General features: G+C 70.3%; 23 protein-coding genes and 1 pseudogene. 13 read left to right on the forward strand and 11 right to left on the reverse strand.

Annotated features, from left to right (window positions below; all coding sequences use genetic code 11):
• Nucleotides 1-172: 172 nt before the first annotated feature.
• Nucleotides 173-670 (forward strand): redox-sensitive transcriptional activator SoxR, encoded by a 498-nt coding sequence (gene soxR, locus CFT82_RS05915; RefSeq protein WP_012801637.1) that lies wholly within the window; start codon nucleotides 173-175, stop codon nucleotides 668-670.
• An 88-nt stretch (nucleotides 671-758) separates the two neighbouring features.
• Here the strand turns inward: soxR and CFT82_RS11880 are convergent, their stop codons facing one another.
• A complete protein-coding gene (locus CFT82_RS11880) occupies nucleotides 759-1,601 on the reverse strand; it encodes a CPBP family intramembrane glutamic endopeptidase (protein ID WP_200815050.1) in 843 nt (280 codons plus the stop codon).
• Nucleotides 1,602-1,629: 28 nt separating this feature from the next.
• On the reverse strand, nucleotides 1,630-1,977 hold the full coding sequence (locus tag CFT82_RS05925) for an ArsR/SmtB family transcription factor (RefSeq protein ID WP_012801635.1): 348 nt from the start codon (nucleotides 1,975-1,977) through the stop codon (nucleotides 1,630-1,632).
• Between the two features lie 148 nt (nucleotides 1,978-2,125).
• Between CFT82_RS05925 and CFT82_RS12335 the strand changes: the two are divergent.
• The 4 genes and pseudogenes from CFT82_RS12335 to CFT82_RS05945 form a co-directional block, all read left to right on the forward strand.
• Nucleotides 2,126-2,251, forward strand: a pseudogene (locus tag CFT82_RS12335) (MFS transporter); the annotation flags it as partial.
• A 98-nt stretch (nucleotides 2,252-2,349) separates the two neighbouring features.
• Nucleotides 2,350-3,198 (forward strand): MFS transporter, encoded by an 849-nt coding sequence (locus tag CFT82_RS12045; RefSeq protein ID WP_268807416.1) that lies wholly within the window; start codon nucleotides 2,350-2,352, stop codon nucleotides 3,196-3,198.
• 234 nt (nucleotides 3,199-3,432) lie between these two features.
• Nucleotides 3,433-4,410: an alpha/beta fold hydrolase gene (locus CFT82_RS05940; RefSeq protein ID WP_088818069.1), complete on the forward strand. Its 978-nt coding sequence runs from the start codon at nucleotides 3,433-3,435 to the stop codon at nucleotides 4,408-4,410.
• 10 nt (nucleotides 4,411-4,420) lie between these two features.
• Nucleotides 4,421-4,981: a GNAT family N-acetyltransferase gene (locus tag CFT82_RS05945; protein ID WP_012801632.1), complete on the forward strand. Its 561-nt coding sequence runs from the start codon at nucleotides 4,421-4,423 to the stop codon at nucleotides 4,979-4,981.
• Nucleotides 4,982-5,168: 187 nt separating this feature from the next.
• Here CFT82_RS05945 and CFT82_RS05950 read toward each other — a convergent pair whose 3' ends face one another.
• Entirely contained in the window at nucleotides 5,169-5,600 is a 432-nt protein-coding gene (locus tag CFT82_RS05950) for a GNAT family N-acetyltransferase (RefSeq protein WP_088818070.1), read from the reverse strand.
• A gap of 64 nt (nucleotides 5,601-5,664) precedes the next feature.
• Between CFT82_RS05950 and CFT82_RS05955 the strand changes: the two genes are divergently transcribed.
• The 3 genes from CFT82_RS05955 (at nucleotide 5,665) to CFT82_RS05965 (ending at nucleotide 8,095) form a co-directional block, all read left to right on the forward strand.
• Nucleotides 5,665-5,922, forward strand: coding sequence for a type II toxin-antitoxin system Phd/YefM family antitoxin (locus CFT82_RS05955; protein WP_088818071.1), 258 nt, complete (start codon nucleotides 5,665-5,667; stop codon nucleotides 5,920-5,922).
• A gap of 1 nt (nucleotide 5,923) precedes the next feature.
• Nucleotides 5,924-6,181, forward strand: coding sequence for a Txe/YoeB family addiction module toxin (locus CFT82_RS05960; protein WP_088818072.1), 258 nt, complete (start codon nucleotides 5,924-5,926; stop codon nucleotides 6,179-6,181).
• 105 nt (nucleotides 6,182-6,286) lie between these two features.
• Nucleotides 6,287-8,095: an ATP-binding protein gene (locus CFT82_RS05965; protein WP_088818073.1), complete on the forward strand. Its 1,809-nt coding sequence runs from the start codon at nucleotides 6,287-6,289 to the stop codon at nucleotides 8,093-8,095.
• A gap of 147 nt (nucleotides 8,096-8,242) precedes the next feature.
• Here the strand turns inward: CFT82_RS05965 and CFT82_RS05970 are convergent, their stop codons facing one another.
• Nucleotides 8,243-8,602: a nuclear transport factor 2 family protein gene (locus CFT82_RS05970; protein ID WP_088818074.1), complete on the reverse strand. Its 360-nt coding sequence runs from the start codon at nucleotides 8,600-8,602 to the stop codon at nucleotides 8,243-8,245.
• Between the two features lie 70 nt (nucleotides 8,603-8,672).
• On the opposite strand from CFT82_RS05970, the gene CFT82_RS05975 reads away from it, so the two are divergent.
• Both CFT82_RS05975 and CFT82_RS05980 read left to right on the forward strand, forming a co-directional pair.
• Nucleotides 8,673-9,479, forward strand: a complete 807-nt coding sequence (locus tag CFT82_RS05975) for a helix-turn-helix domain-containing protein (RefSeq protein WP_088818075.1) — start codon at nucleotides 8,673-8,675, stop codon at nucleotides 9,477-9,479.
• A gap of 4 nt (nucleotides 9,480-9,483) precedes the next feature.
• Nucleotides 9,484-9,888: a VOC family protein gene (locus CFT82_RS05980; protein ID WP_088818360.1), complete on the forward strand. Its 405-nt coding sequence runs from the start codon at nucleotides 9,484-9,486 to the stop codon at nucleotides 9,886-9,888.
• A 93-nt stretch (nucleotides 9,889-9,981) separates the two neighbouring features.
• Here the strand turns inward: CFT82_RS05980 and CFT82_RS05985 are convergent, their stop codons facing one another.
• The gene (locus tag CFT82_RS05985) at nucleotides 9,982-10,338 is read right to left on the reverse strand and encodes a VOC family protein (protein WP_088818076.1); all 357 of its coding nucleotides are present in this window, start codon (nucleotides 10,336-10,338) and stop codon (nucleotides 9,982-9,984) included.
• A 200-nt stretch (nucleotides 10,339-10,538) separates the two neighbouring features.
• Between CFT82_RS05985 and CFT82_RS05990 the strand changes: the two genes are divergently transcribed.
• Entirely contained in the window at nucleotides 10,539-11,108 is a 570-nt protein-coding gene (locus tag CFT82_RS05990; protein ID WP_200815051.1) for a CGNR zinc finger domain-containing protein, read from the forward strand.
• 65 nt (nucleotides 11,109-11,173) lie between these two features.
• Here the strand turns inward: CFT82_RS05990 and CFT82_RS05995 are convergent, their stop codons facing one another.
• The gene (locus CFT82_RS05995) at nucleotides 11,174-11,905 is read right to left on the reverse strand and encodes a 3-keto-5-aminohexanoate cleavage protein (protein ID WP_088818078.1); all 732 of its coding nucleotides are present in this window, start codon (nucleotides 11,903-11,905) and stop codon (nucleotides 11,174-11,176) included.
• 101 nt (nucleotides 11,906-12,006) lie between these two features.
• Between CFT82_RS05995 and CFT82_RS06000 the strand changes: the two genes are divergently transcribed.
• A complete protein-coding gene (locus CFT82_RS06000; protein ID WP_088818079.1) occupies nucleotides 12,007-12,501 on the forward strand; it encodes a helix-turn-helix domain-containing protein in 495 nt (164 codons plus the stop codon).
• Between the two features lie 247 nt (nucleotides 12,502-12,748).
• On the opposite strand, the gene CFT82_RS06005 is transcribed toward CFT82_RS06000, so the two are convergent.
• The gene (locus tag CFT82_RS06005; RefSeq protein WP_012801629.1) at nucleotides 12,749-13,603 is read right to left on the reverse strand and encodes a LysR family transcriptional regulator; all 855 of its coding nucleotides are present in this window, start codon (nucleotides 13,601-13,603) and stop codon (nucleotides 12,749-12,751) included.
• A 102-nt stretch (nucleotides 13,604-13,705) separates the two neighbouring features.
• On the opposite strand from CFT82_RS06005, the gene CFT82_RS06010 reads away from it, so the two are divergent.
• A complete protein-coding gene (locus tag CFT82_RS06010; protein ID WP_012801628.1) occupies nucleotides 13,706-14,962 on the forward strand; it encodes an MFS transporter in 1,257 nt (418 codons plus the stop codon).
• Between the two features lie 433 nt (nucleotides 14,963-15,395).
• Here CFT82_RS06010 and CFT82_RS06015 read toward each other — a convergent pair whose 3' ends face one another.
• From CFT82_RS06015 to CFT82_RS06030, 4 genes are all read right to left on the reverse strand, one after another.
• Entirely contained in the window at nucleotides 15,396-16,679 is a 1,284-nt protein-coding gene (locus CFT82_RS06015; RefSeq protein WP_088818080.1) for an ATP-binding protein, read from the reverse strand.
• A gap of 63 nt (nucleotides 16,680-16,742) precedes the next feature.
• The gene (locus CFT82_RS06020; RefSeq protein WP_088818361.1) at nucleotides 16,743-17,069 is read right to left on the reverse strand and encodes a rhodanese-like domain-containing protein; all 327 of its coding nucleotides are present in this window, start codon (nucleotides 17,067-17,069) and stop codon (nucleotides 16,743-16,745) included.
• A gap of 196 nt (nucleotides 17,070-17,265) precedes the next feature.
• A complete protein-coding gene (locus CFT82_RS06025; protein WP_088818081.1) occupies nucleotides 17,266-18,210 on the reverse strand; it encodes a DNA-formamidopyrimidine glycosylase family protein in 945 nt (314 codons plus the stop codon).
• Nucleotides 18,203-19,372: an App1 family protein gene (locus tag CFT82_RS06030; protein ID WP_234994293.1), complete on the reverse strand. Its 1,170-nt coding sequence runs from the start codon at nucleotides 19,370-19,372 to the stop codon at nucleotides 18,203-18,205. The genes CFT82_RS06025 and CFT82_RS06030 overlap by 8 nt, the downstream gene beginning before the upstream one ends.

A 19,372-nucleotide genomic window follows, 5' to 3' on the forward strand; every position in this document is an offset into this window, starting at 1 on the left:
CGGTCATGCGCCAACCACCAAAGGAAGCCGGCCACGTTGTTAACGGTCTTGCCCGCGGCCCACCAGCAGAACCTGGGGTCACCCCCGCGGGAGGTCTCTGTGCTCATGGCCGAAGACACTGCATGCTCAAGTCCACTTGAAGTCAAGACACAGAGGGGGCACGCTCAGCGATGTGCACGAGAGCCACGACATCACGATTGGCCAGTTGGCCCGTCGTGCTGGCGTGTCGCCCCCCACGCTCCGCTACTACGAGAGCCTCGGCCTGATCGCCTCGAGACGCACCGCAGGCAACCAGCGCCGATACCCTCGCCGGACCTTGCGACGTGTGGCCTTCATCCGCGCAGGGCAACGTATGGGGCTACCGCTCGCGCGCATCGCTGAGGCGCTGGCCGAGCTGCCTGACGATCACCCTCCGACGACGAGGGACTGGCAGCGGGTCTCCGCGGCGTGGCACCAGGACCTGCAAGCTCGCATCGACCAACTCGTCGCACTGCGCGACGCCGCGACAGACTGCATCGGCTGCGGGTGCTTGTCCGTCGACCGTTGCACCCTGGTCAACCCCGAGGACACGCTTGGCACCCAAGGTCCCGGGGCGAGGAACCTGCTGCACCACAGGACGGAAAGCGCCGGTGAAGATGCCGGCTGCGAGGACGACACGAGGCAACGGTGACGCTCCGAGGCCATCGGGCACCACGTCGAGCATGAACCGCGTGTCCAACCGACCGGGGCAACGCAACCGCTTCACGCGCCGTGCTGGGTCACCACAGGGTCATCAGGACGGCCACGATCGTGAGGTCGGCGAGCACGTGGGCCACCCACGGCAGCAGGAGCCCACGTGAGACCTGCCGCAGGACGCTGAGCACCAGGCCGTAGACCCCGGCGAGGCACACGCCCCACCACCCGTTGGGGAACCCGTACCAGTGGGACGCACCGAACATCGCGGCGGAGAGCACGACGGCCACGGGCCCCCGCAGGTCCAGTCCGAGCGCCCGCTGCGCGACCCCGTTGTAGGCGGACTCCTCGGCGGCGGCATTCACGGCCGAGAACGCCAGCGCCCCGAGGACGAGCACGGGCACGCCCTGGTTCTCCGCGAGCTGGCGGTAGGCGTTCTGCCCGGCACCGTCCTCGGCGGCAGCCCACGACCAGATCACCAGCGCCAGGGCGGACACGGGCACGATCGCGACCGTCAACCACGCCCCGGTCCGGTTCACGGTCCCGGCACGGAACCAGTCCGTCACCAGATGGAGGGCTCGCCACCGGCTCAGCACGACGTACAGGCCGACGGCCAGGACCAGGGGAACCGGCCACAGGGCGATCCCAGCGGCACCGGGGACACCCACCCCCTCGAGCGCTGCGCCCGCGCCCCGCAGCGTCCAGACCGCGGCCACGAGACAGAGCGCCAGTGCCGCCACGCTCCCCGCACCCGTCACCGTACCGCCCTGCCGGCGCGCCCCGTGGGCCACCACAACGAGCGCGACCACAGCCACCATCGGGCCCACGACCGGGTGCCCACCCACCACGACGGCGGCCACCAGGCACCCGGCAGCAACGAACGCCGCCACCCCGCGTCCGGTCCGCGATCCGGTGGGTGTCTGGCTCACACTGCCGCGCCCCCGTTCATACTGACCGTCACGACTCCTGCTTGATCCCGATGGGCGTCAGCCCCGACCCCGGGCTGGACGCGACCGCCACCGTCGCATCCAGCAGACCGGGGCAGCGCTCCTCGAGGTCGTCTCGCCGCAGGCGGACGAAGCACCGCGTGCCCTCCATGCGCGTCTGGGTGATCCCTGCCGACCGCAGCACCTTGAGGTGATGACTCAGCGTGCTGGGCGCCACCGGCGCGTCGAGCTGCCCCCAGGCCCGTTCCTCATCGTCACTGAGCAACTGCACCAGGCCCAGCCGGATGGGGTCGGCCAGTGCGTGCAGAACGTCCGTCAGCTGCACCGACTCGATGTCGGGATGGGTTGCACGCGCCATGGCAGCACTGTACCCGTGCTAACTTCTTCGATGTTCGTCAAACATCGAAGACGGGTCATGTCGCGCGCGTCAGCACCCACCCGCCTGGCTCCTCCTGCTATTCACCGCGACGCTGGCCCTGGGAACAGACGAGTTCGTCATTGCCGGGATCCTTCCCGACGTGGCCTCCGACCTCGGGGTGACCGCCGGGACGGCCGGGCTACTGGTCACCGCGTTCGGTCTGGCCTTCTGCATCGGGTCGCCACTGATCGCCGCCCTCACCGACCGCCTGGACAAGAAGCACGTACTGGTCGGGGGCCTGCTGCTGTTCGCGGTGGCCAACGCCCTGATGGCCAGGGTCGACGCATCGCCCTCGCCGTCCTGCTGCGGATCGTGGCCGGCCTCGCCGCAGCCGCCGTCTCCCCCACCGCCATGGCCATCGCGGGGACCCGCGCGCCAGCCGGCAGCGAGGGCCGCTACCTGGCTGTGGCCACAGCTGGACTCACGGTCGCCCTCTTCACCGGTGTGCCACTCGGCTCCTGGGCCGGCCACACGTGGGGCTGGCGCTCCACCTTCCTGCTCATCGCCCTCGTGAGCGTGGTGGTGACGGCCCTCTCCGCACTCATGACGCCCCGCGTGCCGGGCAACGACCCGACACCACTGAGGGCTCGGCTGCGCCCCGTCCGCAATTGGCAGGTCCTGTCGCTCGTGCTGGCGATGTTCCTCTGCGGCGCCGGCGGACTCACCTTCTACAACTTCCTCGGCGCCACCGTCGAGGGGCACCTCGGATCGAGCACGAGCGCCGTCACCTGGACCCTCCTGATGGTCGGAATCGTCGGCATCGCCGCCGTCTTCGGCGGCGGAGCACTGGTCGACGCCCGCGGACCCAGGGCGGGCCGTCTCCTCATCGTCGGCGGTCACGCCATCGCACTGCTGGCCATCGGTCTCTACCTCGTGGTCGGTGGAGGTTTCGGCGTCCCCTTCCTGCTCCTCGTGGCAGCGTGGTCGCTCTTCGCCTGGGCTCTGGGGCCCGCCATGCAGGCCAGCATCATCGGCGTGGACCCGAGCAGCGCGTTGCTGTCAGCCGCTCTGGGCATCAGCGGTCTCTACGGAGGGGCGGGCGTTGGGGCAGCCCTAGGTGGGGTTCTCATCTACCACCTCGGAGCCGTAGCACTCCCCTTGGCCGGAAGCACCCTGGTGGCCGGCGCATGGTTGCTGTCCGCACGGCGAGAGACTGCGTGAGGACCGCGCCGGATGGCGGCATGACCGACTGGCGCACCACCCGAACCGAACGACTCCGGCTGCGCGAACCACCATCCACAACAACGGCGCCTGGTGGAGCCTGTCTCCTGTTCAGCGAACGGCCACTACCGGCGGAGACGGTGGCCCTCATTGCCGACCGCTGACGCCCGGCATGGTTGGACGCCACGGCCAGGAGCGGCAGAAGTGCGTGTTCGCATGTGCTGGGATCGAGGCATGACAGCCTCCGAAGAACCTGTTCATGCCGGGATGCTCGATGTAGGCCGTGGTCAGCTCATCTACTGGGAGGAGTGGGGAACAGCTCAGGGGGTCCCGGCTGTGTACGTGCACGGCGGCCCCGGTGGGACTCTCGGCACCAGCGCCTACCGAAGGCAGTTCGATCTCTCACGGACTCGGGTCATCGGGTTCGAGCAGCGCGGGTGCGGCCGCTCGACACCACACGCCAGTGACCCCTCGACCTCGCTGCAGGACAACGACACAGCTCATCTGGTCGCGGACATGGAGGTCCTGCGCGAGCATCTGGGGATCGAGCGGTGGATCGTCAACGGCGTCTCGTGGGGATCGACCCTCGCCCTTGCCTATGCCGTCACGCATCCGGACAGGGTGCTGGGCGTCGTCCTGTTCGCCGTCACGACGACCAGCCGCTCCGAAGTCGACTGGATCACCGAGGGTGTCGGCACCGTCTTCCCCGCGGCATGGGACCGTTTCGCTGCCCACGCCGAACAGGCAGGGATCGGCTACCAACGTGGACAGGGCCGCATCATCGACGCCTACGCCCACCTCATGGAGTCAGACGACCCCCGCGTGCGCAACGCAGCTTCCCGGGAGTGGGCGCTGTGGGAGGACACCCACATCTCCATCGGTGCCGGTGGTTTCCGCCGCGACCCCCGGTGGGACGACGAGGCGTTCCGCATCGCGTTCTTCCGGTTGACCGCCCACTACTGGTCCCACGACGGCTTCGTCCAGCCCCCGATCCTCGACCAGGGCGAGCGGCTGGCGGGGATCCCGGCAACGCTCATCCACGGTCGCCGCGACATCTCCAGCCCCGTCATCACGCCGTGGCGCCTCCATCGAGCGTGGCCCGGATCGCAGTTGATCCTCGACGAAGGGGACGGCCACGGAGGCGCCACGATGGTCGAGCACTGGCGGGCAGCGAACGAGGCACTCGTCGCCCAGCACTCACGGCCGCTCTAGCATGCGCTGGATGACGCCTACTTCAGCCGCCACACTGCGCACCGTCACCCATCACGAGCTCACCGCCGAACACTTGGCTGGCCTGCGAGAACTCTTCAACGCCGAGTACCTCGACAGCCACGGCGAATGGGACCCGGCCCAGCCTTATGGCTACGCCGGGCACGACGTCCACGTCATCACCCTCCGAGGACAGCAGATCCTGGGCCACGTGGGGTGGGAACAACGCACGATCGAGGTGGGCGGGGCACCCGTGACCGTGGCCGGCACCGGCGGCGTCCTGGTCAACCCCAGCGTCCGCGGAACCGGCCTCGGCCGCCGACTCATGGCCCACGCGGCGGACGCGATGCGCCGGGAAGCGGACATCAGCTTCGGATACCTCGGCTGCCGAGAAGATGTCGTCCTCTTCTACCGAGCCTGCGGATGGGAGCGCATTCGCGCCACGGAGCGGTACACCGGACGGGACGGGCGGGAAACCTTCCAGGAACCCGGTCCGCCACTGCTGGTTCTGCCCCTGCGGGCAGGGACGACGTGGCCCAGCGGGCCCGTCGACCTCCGTGGTCGCTGCTGGTGAAGGGAGATCGTCACGCCCCGGATAGCTCATCCAACGAACGGGACGCTGCAACCAGCGCCAGACCTTCCGCAGCCGGCCGTCGCCCTCGTCCTCCCCGACGCGCTCGAACCCACCCATGGCGAGCACTCGCTCCGCGGCGGCGCTCCCCGGGCGGGTGTGAGCACCGACCACCGGCTCCTCGACCGGCTCACCGGGTGAACCGGACGAACGCCCGCAGACCACCGTTCGGGAACTCCCGGGTCTCCCGGAAACCCAACGCGGAGTAGAACGCCCGCTGCCCCTCCTCGGCATCGGTGAGCAGCACCTGCTGCCGCACGTGCGTGAACGGCTCGAACACCCGCCGCACCAGCTCCGAGGCCACCCCCTGCCGCCGCACCCCCGGACGCACCAGCACGTCCTGCAGGTACGCGATCGTGTGCCCGTCCGAGATCACCCGCGCCAGGCCCACCAGCTCCTCGCCACGCCACGCGGTGACCACTGCCGCTGATCCCTCGACACCGCGCACCAACCCATCCAGGTCGTCGGTGTACGCACTCCACCCCACCGCGCCATAGAGACCCCGCAGAGTCTCCCGCTCAGGGACCTGGCCCCGGGTGTAGCGGACCTCATCGACCATCATCGGGCCAGCGTGGCACACGGGTCACCCACATGTACATTTTTCTGTACATGCACAAGGAGGGGCCGTGAAGACGCTCAGCTACACCGAGTCACGCCGGCGATACGCCGAGGTGCTCGACCACGTGGTGGACGACCGCGAGGAGGTCGTCATCACCCGCGCCGGGCACGAGCCCGTCGTCATCGTGTCCCTGGAGGAGTACGAGTCCCTCCGCGAGACCGCCTACCTCATGCGATCCCCGGCCAACGCACGCCGCCTGCTCGACGCCATGGACCGCCTCGAGGCCGGCGGCGGCACCGAGCACGAGCTGGTCGAGACCGACTGACGTGCGCCTGGTCTGGGACGAGAACGCCTGGGAGGACTACCTCTGGTGGCAGGCCCGGGACCGCAAGGTGCTCCAGCGGGTCAACGCCCTGCTCAAGGACGTCGCCCGGAACGGCAACGAGGGCATCGGCAAGCCCGAGGCCCTGAAGCACAACCCCGCCGGGTACTGGTTCCGCCGCATCACCGACGAGCACCGACTGGTCTACAAGGTCACCGCGGACGAGATCCGCATCGCCGCCTGCCGATACCACTACGGGTGAGGGCGGAGCTTGGACAGCACCCCCTACCCTCCGCCGACCCCGCCCCATTCTCTCTGTCTGCATCATTGCATCACTGTCGCTCGACAGTGATGCAATGATGCAGACATGGCCTTGGACCCCAGCAGCCTCTCCACACAAGAACTCGTCGACCACGTACGCCGAGTGGGAGGCGAGCCGTCCACCGTCGAACTGAAGGCCGCCGCCGGGGGCCTTCCGAAGAGCACCTCCGAGACCATCAGTGCCTTCGCCAACGCGCGAGGGGGCACGATTCTTCTGGGGCTGGACGATCTGGCACAACCTGTCGACATCGACGCCGACGGCCTGCGGGATGCGCTGGCGGGGATGGCGTCCGACAAGATGCAGCCCCCAGTCCGTGCCGAGGTGGAGATCGACGTCGTGGATGGCGACCGCCGGGTGGTGCGCATGGACGTCTCAGAGGCCCGGATGGAGGACAAGCCCGTCTACGTGGCCGCCCGCGGCCAGTACGGAGGCTCCTTCGCCCGAGGTGGTGACGGCGACCGGCGCCTCACGGGGTACGAGGTGAACCGTTTGGTCGAGAACAGGACGCAGCCCACGCACGATCGCTGCATCGTGTCGGAAGCGACACCTGACGACCTGGACCCCGATCTCATCCGCCCCTACTTGGAACGGCTGCGCCTCACCAACCCCAGGACCTTCTCCGCTCTCGAGGACGACCAAGCCCTCCGCAGCACCGGTGTTCTCCGGGAGCACGGGGGCACCCTCGCCCCGACGCTTGCCGGCCTCCTCACGTTCGGCCACCACCCGCAACAGTTCCTGCCCCAGCTCTTCATCTCCGTCGTGGTGCACCCGGGCACCGAGGTGGGAGAACTCAGCCCCAGAGGTGAGCGATTCCTCGACAACCGGCAGATCGACGGGCCCGTCCCGGTCATGGCTGCCGAGGCGATGAACACCATCACCCGTCACATGGCCAGAGCCGCTGTGATGCGCGACGGCCAGAGGACGGAGCGCTTCGAGTATCCCCTCGAGGTGGTCCGCGAGCTCATCGCGAACGCGCTGATGCATCGTGACTACTCCCCCGAGTCCGTCGGGGCCCAGGTGCAGGTTGAGCTGTTCCCCGATCGACTTGTCGTCCGGAGTCCGGGCGGTGTGTACGGGCCGGTCGACCCTCAGGAGTTCGGGGCACCGGATGTCTCGTCGAGTCGCAACGCCCTGCTGGCCAAGATGCTCTCGGAGACACGGCTGCCAGGTTCCCAGTTCATGGTGGCCGAGAATCGCGGCTCCGGGATCCCGACGATCATGCGAGCACTGAGTGCCGCCGGGATGGCACCGCCGACCTTCGCCGTGGACCTCCGGAAGGTGGAGGTGACCGTCCCGCACCACGCACTGCTGAACCACGAGGTCCTGGGGTGGATCCGTTCACTGGGGCACGAGGGGTTGACCGATGCACAGGTGCAGGCCCTCGCCCTCCTGCACGAGGGCACACCCGTGAGGAACCAGACCCTGCAGGGATGGGGCCTGCACCCAGCGGACGCCACACGTGAACTCACCGACCTCGTACGGCGGGGGGCCGCTGAGAAGGTGGGCGATCGACGCCATGCCACCTATCGGCTGGCGATGACGGAGCCGAGTCCTCCTCAGCCGACGCTGAACCTGACCTTCGACAACGCACCGCGGACGGGCGGCCAGCTGGATGCGCAGAAGCCGGGGGCGGATGCTCGCCAGCAGGAGATCCTCAGGCTGCTCGCGCAGAACGGTGAGATGTCTGCGAAGCAGCTCACAGATTCAGTCGAGGTGGGGTATCGCGCCACCCTCAACGCGATCAACGACTTGATCCGCGTGGGGAAGGTGGAGGGCACGGCGCCCCCACGCAGCCGCAACCGCGCCTACCGCCTCGCTGGGCGCGAGGATCCTGACCCCGATGGCGACGACTGATCCTCCAGCGATCTCCTCGAGGGCAGAGCTCGGACACAGGACGCGAGCGAGAGGGCGGCCGCAACCCTAGGGATCGGCCTGCATCAGTGGAACTGACTCTCTCGAGAGAAGTCTCTCGACGACATCAGCGCCCCACCCCTCTGACCCTCAGGGAAGCAAGGTCCCCTGGTGAGAGACCTGCTGCCAGCCGTGCCCACCACGACGCCACAAGGAGGTATGTCGGGCACGTCGCCCTGCCTGATCGGAGTCCCAGAAGACCTGGATCAGATCCGGGGCCAGAGTTCTCGCCTCGAGGTAGCTCATCTCGATGGGAGCACCGTCAGGATCGGAGGATTCCTGAGCAAGGAGGTCCAGAATCGCCGCCCGGTCCCATCGCCTTCCGGAGGCCCCGATCTCGACGAAGTCGGGTGAGAAAAGCTCAGCCAGGCGACGGGCATCACCTCGCACGGAAGGACGCTGCAGCTCTCGCTCCAGTTCGAGCACATCATTGAGGTCCTGAGCCGTCATGGTGGGATTCTCCCCCCCCCAACCTGCGGCAGCCCCCAGCGCAGAGGAGCGGGATGGCTAGGCTCGACGCATGGACGGTGCCCTACGGCCGCTTCACCCAGCCCTGCGCGACTGCCTCGCCGTGCCGCTGGTGGCCTACGACGTCAAGCTCCCGATCAATGCCGTCCACATCGGGGAACCGAGCACCGCTGCGACAGTGATCATCGCGGTGGACGAGCCACTCGACCTCGGCTGGCTCGACGATCCAAACCGCTCCACGGCTCGCTGGTGCTCCCTCTCGGGCCTCCACCTGCGCCCGGCACTCATCCACACGCACGGTCTCCAGCGGGGCATCCATCTGGCCGTCACATCCGTGGGCTGCCGGGCCCTCTTCGGACTGCCGATCGGTGCCGTGGCCGGGCACAGCGTCGACATGACCGACCTGCCCCGGGGGCTGACGGCCGCCGAGCACGAGGCCATCGTCAGCCGCGCCTCGTGGAATGACCGGCTGGCGGCCCTGGAGGGGCTGCTCCTGGCCCGGCTGGAACGACAGTCACCCGCGCCCGATGTGGTGGCCGCGTGGGCCCTGCTGGGCCGCGGAGTCCCGGTGGCCCGGGTGGCGGACGAGGTGGGCTGGTCGCGGCGCCACCTGAGCAACCGGGTGCGCGCCGAGTTCGGGATCTCACCGAAGGAGGTCAGCCGGCTGGCCCGATTCGAGCGCGCCCGGTCGCTCGTGAGCAACGGGATGACGCTGGCCGACGCCGCCCACACCTGCGGCTACGCCGACCAGTCGCACCTGTCGCGAGAGTGGAAGGACTTCGCCGGGCGGAGCCCCACGGCATCAACCGAGGAGTTCCCAAACCTTCATGACCTGGTCCTCGCCCCCGCGCAAGACTGACGCCATGACCACCACTCCGCTGCTGTTCCACTCCCTGACCTACGCCGATGCCGACCGCGGGCTGGCCTTCCTGTCCGCGCTGGGCTTCGCCGAGGTCCTCGTCGTGCGCAACGAGGCCGACCCCGCCATCGTCGAGCACGCCCAGCTGGCCTGGCGTGAGCGCGGCGGCGTCATGCTCGGCTCAGTGAGGCCGAACAACCCGCACGCGCAACCGAGCGTGGCCGGGCAGGCTCGTTGCTACCTCGTGGTCCCCAAGGACGCCGACGTGGACGCGACCCATGCCAACGCGATGGCCGCCGGTGGCACCAGCATCGAGGAACCCTCCGACCAGCCCTACGGCGGCCGGGTGGCCACCGTCGCCGACCCCGAGGGCAACCACTGGTCGTTCGGCTCCTACACAGGAGAGTGACGCGCCGCAGGTGCCCCGTGCGCTGAGAGACTGCAGCTCCTGCACCACACCGAACCGTCAATATGGTGGAGACCCGCCATCGGGGCCCGGGCATCACTTCAGGATGCAGAACTCGTTGCTCTCGGGATCGGCCAGCACCGCCCAGCCGAGGTCATGGCGTCGGTCGTCGACGAGCTCGGCACCGAGCTCGAGGGCGCGCGCGACCTGCTCATCCCGGGTGGAGTTCTCGGGAACCAGGTCCATGTGGGCGCGGTTCTTCACCTTCTTGGCGTCCGGCACCTTGAGGAACAGGACCGTGTACCCGTCGGGGCTGACCAGGTAGCACTCGTCGGAGCCGGGCTCGTAGCAGGCGGGCTCCTGGATGTCCCACCCGAGCAGGTGCCGCCAGAACTCGGCGACGGCGTACGGATCCAAGGCGTCCCAGGTGGTGTGGGAGAGGCGGAGCGACATGGGCGGGTCTCCATTTCATCGATCAGACGGCGGGCTCGTCGGGTGTGGTGAGCCGACAGGCGCAGACCCACCGACACTCCCCTCACAGATGATGAGGCGATTACCTGTGAGATTGAAGCAGTGCGAGGTCTCACATGCAACACTCCGATCACACATGAGGAGGTGGGATGGCGGCGTTCAGCCACATCTCAGGGGATCGGATGTTGGATCTGATCAACACGGTCGAGTGGCGCCTGGGCGGACCAGACCGCGAGGAGGACCTCACCTCCTACGAGCTCGTCCTCGCCTGGTGCCGTGAGTCCGACCTGCTGGACTCCGCGGAAGAGGCCCGGCTCGGTGAGCTGGCCGCTCGCGACGCACGGACGGCCGCGGCTGAACGGGACCGCGTCATCGCTCTGCGCGAGAGCACCTATGCGGCCCTGTTCGAAACCAGCGACGAGGGAGCCAGGACCCTCGCGGACGCGTATCGCGACGCGGTGGCCACCGCCGAGCTGGTCCGTGTGGGTGACGCCTGGCAGTGGACGGACAGCCACCTGACGCTGGCGACCCCGCGCCACCGGATCACCCGTGGGTTGGTCGAGCTGATGGGGCGGGACGACCTCGATCGCCTCCACCAGTGCGAGGACGCCGCGTGCGGGTGGGTCTATCTCGACACCTCACCGCGCCGCAACAGGCGCTGGTGCGTCACGAGTGACTGCGGCGACCGCAACCGATCCCGCGCCTACTACGCCCGCCAGAAGGCCCGGCGCACGGCACCAAAGAGCACGTGACGCCCCCGGGGCCAACGCACGGCGGACCCGCCCCCACCGACCAGGCAACCGGACTGCCCGGTCAGTCACTCCCGCATGCGCTGCGCAGCCTCACGCACCAGCTCGCCATTGCCCTCGGCCGGCGACCCGTCCGGCACGCGCAGGGTGTCCTCCAGCCCGACGCGGGTGTCGAGGCCCTCCCTCAGTGCGAGGTCGATCGCCGGCCAGGTGCTGGCCTCCTCGCCGTGGAGGAGCACCGGCAGGTGGGGTGCCGCATCACTCACGCCGGCCAGCAGAGGTCGGGCCAGGCGTTCCACGTGGAATCCCAGATCATCGGTGGGCACGTCCGGCAGCTCGATCAGCACACGCAGGCACGTATCCCGGTGCGGCGAGCGCGCCCACCGCTCGAGTCCCTCGGGGTTCCACACCCCCGCCTCCACGCCGATGCCGGCGTCCAGCAGGGCACCCGCCACGGCGTCGGCGCCCTCCTCGTGCCAGTTCACCGAGGCGAAGTCCGGACGCACCGCCCACGCGGCCACGGCGGCCACCCGGGTGCTCACGTCCGGCAGGGCCCACGCGCCGGTCGTCACTCCGACCGGCACCTCCGGGCAGACCGCGCGCACCGCGTCGAGCACCCGCGCCACGTCGTCGACCGCCAGACTGTCGCGGCCCGCAGCGTCCTTGGCGTGCACGTGCAGGGCCCCGGCGCCGGCATCCACCGCGGCGCGGGCCTCGGCAGCGATGACACGGACGTCCACGGACAGGCGCGGGTGCTCGTCGACGTCGCGGGCGCCGTTGAGGCAGGCCTTGAACAACATGTCGCCACCGTAGGAGGCCGCACCGACAGGAAGCCCGCACCACCATCCACAGCCACACCGTGAGCACGTTGCGTTTTTGGTGTTTCCGCCACCTTTGCCCCATGGAGACCACGCTGCTGAAGACCGGACGCGTCGCCGAGATCCTTGGCGTCTCGCGGCAGCACGTCGTGGACCTGTGCGACCGGGGCGACCTGCCGAGCATCCGCATCGGCGCGCACCGGCGCGTCCGCCAGTCGGACCTCGAGGAGCTGCTCGCAGCCCGCACCCTCACCCGCGAGGAGCACAAGCTCCTGTGGCTGCACCAGGCGATGCTCGGCCACCTCCTCACCCGACCCGACGAGGTGCTCCAGACGGCCCGCGACAACATCCACCGCTGGCTCCCCCAACACCGCGAGGACGGTATGACGGCCGCCTACCTGCGCGACTGGCAACGTCTCCTCGACAGCGGCGTCGATGCCGTGCGGACCATCCTCTGCAGCACCAGCCCCCGCGCCTGCGAGCTGCGTCAGAACTCGCCCTTCGCCGGGGTCCTGAGCCCCGCCGAGCGCACCGCCGCGCTGCGGGCCTTCCGCGCAACCCACCCGGAAGCAGCGTGAACCGGCAACAGCTCGCGCAGCCTCTGCTTCTCGAGCCCCTCGACCTGCGCGTGGCGGAGCTGATGGCCGGCCGCGCCCAGGACGCGGCATGCGTGGGGCGCTCCTGCCGGCCGGGCTGGCCCAACCACGAGCCTCGCGACGCGAATGGACGAGCTTCCGGCCATCGCTCACCCCGTTGCCGTGAAACGCGCTCAAGGCGGTGGAGCCAAGGAGCGTACTCTTCGGGCCCCCACACCATGAGGGCGACTTACTCATCGTCAGCAGGGCGCTCGGGCACCCCGAGAACTCGTGCCGCCAGAGCCGGGTGGGCAGCAAGCAGGCTGGGAGGGCCCGGGGACCGGGCCACGAGGGACAAACGGATGGTTCCGGCCACCGGGGACGGCAGTACCTGATCCGTGGCGGCACCCCACCAGCGGGCCGCGAACTCGGGGACCACGGCGGGAATCCCACGATGCCGGGCGACCCGCAGTGTCGCCTCGAGAGTGAGACCCGGGCATGGTCGCGCACCGGCCTCGGAGAGCGCCGCGTGGAGCCGCTCGGCGCCCAGGTCGATGGACGAGTAGACCACCTCCCGCGCCTTCAGCCCCCTCCTCCCCCGCGGTAGGGGCCCAGCCCCCGCCGGCAGCACAAGGACGAGCGGGGAGACACCGAGCTCCGTGACCCGGACACCCCGGGGGAGCACGGACTGATCGGCGATGGTGACGATCGCCGCGTCCAGGACCCCCTGCGCGACCTCGCTGATCAGGACCGGTCCGTGGTCAACCTCCGCCTGGACCCTGATGCCCTCCAGCTCGATCTGAGCGGCAGTGAACACCATGGGTGCCAGCGCCTGGATCGTGCCGAGGCTCACGCTGGGGGCCTCCACTGCCGCGGCGATTCGGGCGGGGACGGCCTCCAGCTCCGAGAGCAGGCGAGCCGCCTGTCGAGCCAACTCCCGCCCCGCCGGCGTCGCACGAGCCCCGGTGGTGTCCCGCTCGAACAACGTGACCCCCAGGCGCCGCTCCAGCGCGGCCAGTCGTCGAGAGGCCGAGGGCTGGGTCGTCAGCAGCTCGCGCGCAGCAGCGCCCACCGAGCCGTGCCGGGACACGGACTCGACGAGCATCAGGTCATCCACTGTGAGCCGGGGCCTCATGCTCAAAGCGTATGACTTGGCGGCCCCATTCAGGACCTACCCGAGCCGACGATCGACCAGGACGATCGTCTCGTGCGCACCGGACTCCTCCTCATGACCGCCATCACCTTCATCACGTGGATCGGCACACGCATGACGGCCATCGCCTTGCCGCTCGTCGCCCTCGAGGAGACTGGAGAGGCTTGGGCCACGGGACTGGTGGGTGGCATGGCGGGGCTCCCGCTGCTGACGGTCGGCTGGTGGGGTCGCGGCATCCTCCAGCGCCTGACCAGCGGGGGACCCCTGGCGGCAGTGATGGGCGTGAACGCCGTGGGGCTCGCCGTCGTCCCGGTGGTTGCCCTGCACGGACAGGTGACCTCTGCAACTTTGTGCACATCAGGCCTCATTTCCGGTGCCGCCGGCGCACTCCTCGGGCCAGCACAGCGCTCCCTCGCCTCAGACCTGGCCGATGCCCACCTAGCACAGGGAGGCCGCTCGGGACCCGCCCAATGGCTCGCGTGGCAGGACCTGGCCCACCGGGTGTCGATGGTCTTCGCGCCTCCCTTGGGCGCGTGGGGCGTGAGTGCGCTCGGGGCCTCTTCCCTGCTGTGGTGCGAGACCGTCGTGATCGCGGCGGCAGCTCTGGCCTTCACGCTCGTCCCCGGCGCGCCGGCAACTCCCGGGGAGGACTCCGCCAACGCCTCGCCGAGCGGACCGCCGCAGCGCGCCACCTCGGCGCGCACGGTACTGAGAGCCCACCCCCAGATCGCCGCGGGAGTGCTCATGGCAGGGATCGGCGGTCTGTGCTGGTTCGGCTTCAGCCTCGGACTGGCCGTCCTGGGGGTGGATCACGGCCGCCCCGGGGCCCTCATCGCCGCCGGCATGAGCGGGTATGGAGCGGCCTCGGTGATCGCCTCGATGCTGGTTCCTCTGGTCATCGACCGGATCCCCCGGATGCCGACGATGCTCACCGCCTGGGCCATCCTCGGGTCGGTGTTCATCGCCCTTCCACTCGTGGCACCCAGCCTCACCAGCATCGTGGCCTTGGCCGCTGTGGGCGGAGCCGCGATGCCCTGGGGGATTGCGGCCCTCAACGGCGTGATCACCGACCAGACTCGTGGCAACGAGCGCCGCGCGGCCTTCACCGCCCAGACAGTCTTCCATTCGGGGGGCACCTCGGCGGGACTCCTGGCTGGCGGCGCCCTCATCGGATGGCTTGGCGCCGGCACCACCCTGGTGCTCACCGGTGCGCTGCAGGTCCTCGTCGCTGTCGGCGGCGCTCTCTGGGCGCTCCGGACTCACCCACGCCGGCCCTCCACCCCCTCGGCATCCAGCGGGGCACGGGTCTGACCTCTCCGCGTTCTTCTCCACGGAGCACTTGCCTGGCCTCCACGGTCACTGAACACGCGATCCGCATGGCCGTCTGCCGGGACCACCAGGGGTGGGGGGAGACCCACAGCATGATGTTGCGGCCCGCTTCACGACATGGCGAAAGACGGGACTGCTCCAGACCTCGTAGCGGGGTCTTGACGGGCTTCGGGGGTCATCCTCGTAGCAGGTTCACGGAGCTCGTCGGGGTACTTCCTTGGTGCTGGCATGCTCTGCATCCTTCCGTTGGATCAGAGCCTCCACCAGACCCGGGCGATTCAAACACCACCCGTAAGGATCAGAATCGGCCGCCAGCCGGATCAATTTCGCCCAAACCGAGTCCTCCGTGGATCACTTTGATCAAACTCTTTGCCTGGACGCGTCTCAGGATCAAAATCACCCGTACGCGGACACCTCACGCACTGTTGCGCAGGTACCGCCCGAAGTGGGGCACGGTGAACGCGATCTTCCCGCGCTCCGGTGCGTAGACCAGGCCCTTCTTCATGAGCGCGTCGCGCGCCGGGGAGAGCGACTGCGGCTTGCGGCCCAGCACCTCGGCCACCACGGAGGTCGGCACCGCCTCGACCTCCTCGGCCCGCGTCAGCGGGTCCTTCGACTCCGCCGGGGCCACGGCCTCCTCGCCCGAGCCGGCGCCGCCCGCCTCCGCGGCGACCTCCTCCTCGGCCACGGTGATCGCTGCCTCGGCCATCGCCCGCAGGTACTCCCGCTCCCCCGGGGTGGCCCGCTCGTAGCGGGACCCGAAGAAGCCCACCGCCAGCTCGGCCTCCGCGCTCGGCGCGGCGACCCTCACGTCCTCGGCGGTGATCGGCGAGCGCGGTGCCAGGTCCCAGACCTCCTTGCCGTAGGCCTGGATGAAGTACGGGTAGCCGCCGGTCGCGGCGTACATCGCGTCCAGCGCGTCGTCCTCCCACTCGGCACCCTCATCGGCGGCCGGGTTCTGCAGGGCGCGGGCCGCCTCGGACCGCTCCAGCCGGTCGATCCGGTGGTACCGGAAGAGCCGCTCGGAGTACGACTTGCTGGCGCTGAGCACCGCCGGCAGGTGCGGCAGGCCGGCGCCCACGACGAGCACCGGCAGCGCCTGCTGGCCGATCTCGTGGAAGGCCGCGCACACCGCGGAGACGTCGTCCGGCCCGAGGTCCTGCATCTCGTCGATGAAGATGCCCACGCCCTTGCCGACGTCCGCCGCCAGTCCACCGACGTCGGTGAGGAGCTCGACGAGGTCGATCTCGATGTCGCCGGAGTCGGCGCGCCCGGAGACCGCCGGCACGTCGATGCCGGGGCTCCAGCGGTCACGGAGCTTGGCGTTGGCGGGGGCGTCGCGCTGGGCGAAGGCCTTGATGACGCCGAGCACGTGGTCGACGTCCTCCTGCTGCGGGTGGCCGAGCTCGCGCACGGCGGTGTGCAGGGCGCTGGCCAGCGGGCGGCGCAGCGACTGGTCGGGGCGCGCCTCGAGCTTGCCGGTGCCCCAGTTGGCCCGTACCGCCTGGCCGCGCAGGGCGTTGAGGAGGACCGTCTTGCCGACGCCGCGCAGGCCGGTCAGGAGAACGGAGCGGTCCGGGCGACCGCGGCGGATGCGCTCGAGGACGACGTCGAACTGGCGGAGGTACTCGTCACGACCGGCGAGCTCCGGCGGGCGCTGGCCCGCGCCGGGGGCGTAGGGGTTCAGGATCGGATCCACGAGCGCAGCCTATGCGCTTCTCGAGGATGGTCTAAGGATTTCGCGAGAAGCAACTAGGCAGCGTCAGAGGACCTCGGGGGTGCCGCTCTCGGCCACCATCTGCTTGCCGGCCGCGGACCAGGCCTTCATGCCGCCGTCGACGTTGACGATGTCGTAGCCCTGGTTGGCCAGCCACTGCACGGCACGGCCGGACCGACCACCGGACCGGCAGATGATGGGCAGCGGGGAACCGTCCTCGGTCTCGGGCAGCTCGGCGACCCGGGCCGGGACGTCACCGAGCGGGATGTGCACGGCGTTGGGGGCGTGGCCGGCGGCGAACTCGTCCGGCTCGCGGACATCGACCATCAGGGCGTCGTCGGGCAGGTCCTGCGGAGTGATCGGAGTGTTCATGGCTCCCAGCATCGCACCCGCGCCGCCAGGTGCGCACCGGTCCGCATCCCGGCCGCCGCCCACCGCGCCCATGTGGCCAACTGATCAGTGCCGCGCGAGCCCCCTCGCCCACCAGCCCCCTCCTCGCGAGCTGGCCATTTGTGGTCATCTCGACGGTCGAGATGACCACAAATGGCCAGCTCGACGGCGCCGGGGGCTACTTCACGAAGCGGCTCGTGCTCCGGTCGGCCAGCACCTGCCCACCGGTCTGGCAGCCCGGGCAGTACTGCATCGACGAGTCCGCGTACACCACCTCGCGCACCACGTCGCCGCACACCGGGCACTCCTGACCGGCCCGGCCGTGCACCCGCATCCCCTCCCGCTTGCCGTCCTTCAGCTCCTCCGGCGCCCGCCCCACGGCCCGCTCGGTGGCCCCCAGCAGCACCTCGTGCACCGCCTCGGCCAGCCGCCCGGTCTGCCCGGCGTCCAGCGAGTCCCCCAGCGCGAAGGGACTGAGCCGTGCGGTGTGGCAGATCTCGTCGGACCATCCGTTGCCGATCCCGCTGACCACCGCCTGCTCCCGCAGCAGCCCCTTGAGCCGCGTCCGCCGCCCCGCCAGCACCCCCGCCCAGAAGCCCGCCCGCTCCTCGGCGGTGGTCGACACCGCCACACGCACCTCCCCGGTCGCACGGTCCACGCCCACCAGCGGCGGCATCTCCAGCGGCGGCACCAGACCCAGGGCGTCCGGCCCCAGCCCGGTCAGCCCCTCCACCTGCGCCGGGTCGTCCACGATCCACGCCGCCATCCCCTTGCGCGTGCCGGCCTCGGTGAGGTCCAGCCCGGACCCGTCGTCGAAGGTCATCCGCAGCGCCACCGGCGACCTCCCGCCGGGACGCAACCGGGTCCGCGGCGCCTCGTCGTGCCAGGCCACCCACCCGGCCCGCATGAGGTGCACCACCACGTGCGTGCCGTCCACCACCAGGGAGAGGTACTTGCCGTACCGCCGCACGTCGTCCACCGGCCGACCGTGGAGGGCCTGCGGCGGCACCCCCACCGTCTTGAGGAGGCTGAAGCTCGCCAAGGCGGTCTCGGCCACCGCCCGGCCCACCAGCCGCTCCCGCAGCGCGGCGGCCAGCCCCTCGACCTCCGGCAGCTCAGGCACCCCGGACCGCCTTGAGCAGACCCGGCAACAGCCCGAAACCGTCCTGCGCGGTGAGCACCGGCACCCGCCCCAGCTGCCGCCGCACCAGCTCGGCCAGCGCCACCGGCACACCACGGCTCAACGTCTGCTCCAGCGCGGTGAGCTGCCGGATGGCGATCGCCGCCACCCGGTCCGGGTGCTCGGAGGCGAACTCGTCGTAGATGGCGGGGTCGTGCTGCCCGTCGTCCCCCACCAGCACCCAGCGCACGCCCGGGAACTCCTCGGCCAGCCGCGCCAGGTGACGACGCTTGTGCTCCCGCCCGGAACGGAACCACCCGGTGTTCGTCGGCCCCCAGTCGGTGAGCAGCAAGGTGCCCTCGGGGAACTCGTGGCGGCGCAGGAAGCGCAGCAGGAAGGGCTGGGTGTTCCACGCCCCGGTGGAGAGGTAGAAGACCGGCGCCCCGGGGTGCTCAGCCAGGAGCGCCCGGTAGGCGTCGGCCATGCCCGGCACCACGTCGCGCGCCTGCTCGGTGAGCACGAAGGTGTTCCATGCCGCGATGAGGGGGCGGGGCAGGTGGGTGGAGATCGCCGTGTCGTCGATGTCGCTGACCAGCCCCACCGTCGCCTCGGGGTGCGCCACGTGGACGTCCGCCGTCGCCGTCGCCCCACCCGGGCACTCGAAGGTCACCGTGTGGGTCCCCGGCTGCAGGCCGTGGCCGGTGATGACCTGCTCCACGTACCCGCCCCGGTCCGCGCGCGCCATGGTCACCGCACCCCCGACGGTGATCTTCACCGGCACCCCGGCGTCAGGGGTGGAGATGAACGCCCGCCAGCCCCGCTGGTCGAGGAATTCGTGGATCTCCTGCATCGTCACCGGCGTGGTCGGCTCCGGCTCCACGCCCGTCCCCGGCGGGCGCAGCACGACCCGGGCGAACAGGCGCGCCGCGTCGACCGTGCCGTACCCGGAGTAGGCCAGCGGGTGGGGCCGCCAGCCCCGCGAGCGCAGGAAGCGGGAGACCCGACCCCGCACCGCATTCTCCCACCGGGCCGCGTAGTGCGGCGTGTCCGTGTGCGGCCGCTCCACACCGTCCCCGGGGGCGGGGTCGAGCGGCGAGGCGGGCTCGGCCACCGGCCCCGGGACGGGGGCCGGGACCGGGCCGGTGGAGGGGGAGGCGGGGGCCAC

This window comes from Kytococcus aerolatus, assembly GCF_900187395.1.
In the GTDB taxonomy this organism is placed as follows: Bacteria; Actinomycetota; Actinomycetes; order Actinomycetales; family Dermatophilaceae; genus Kytococcus; species Kytococcus aerolatus.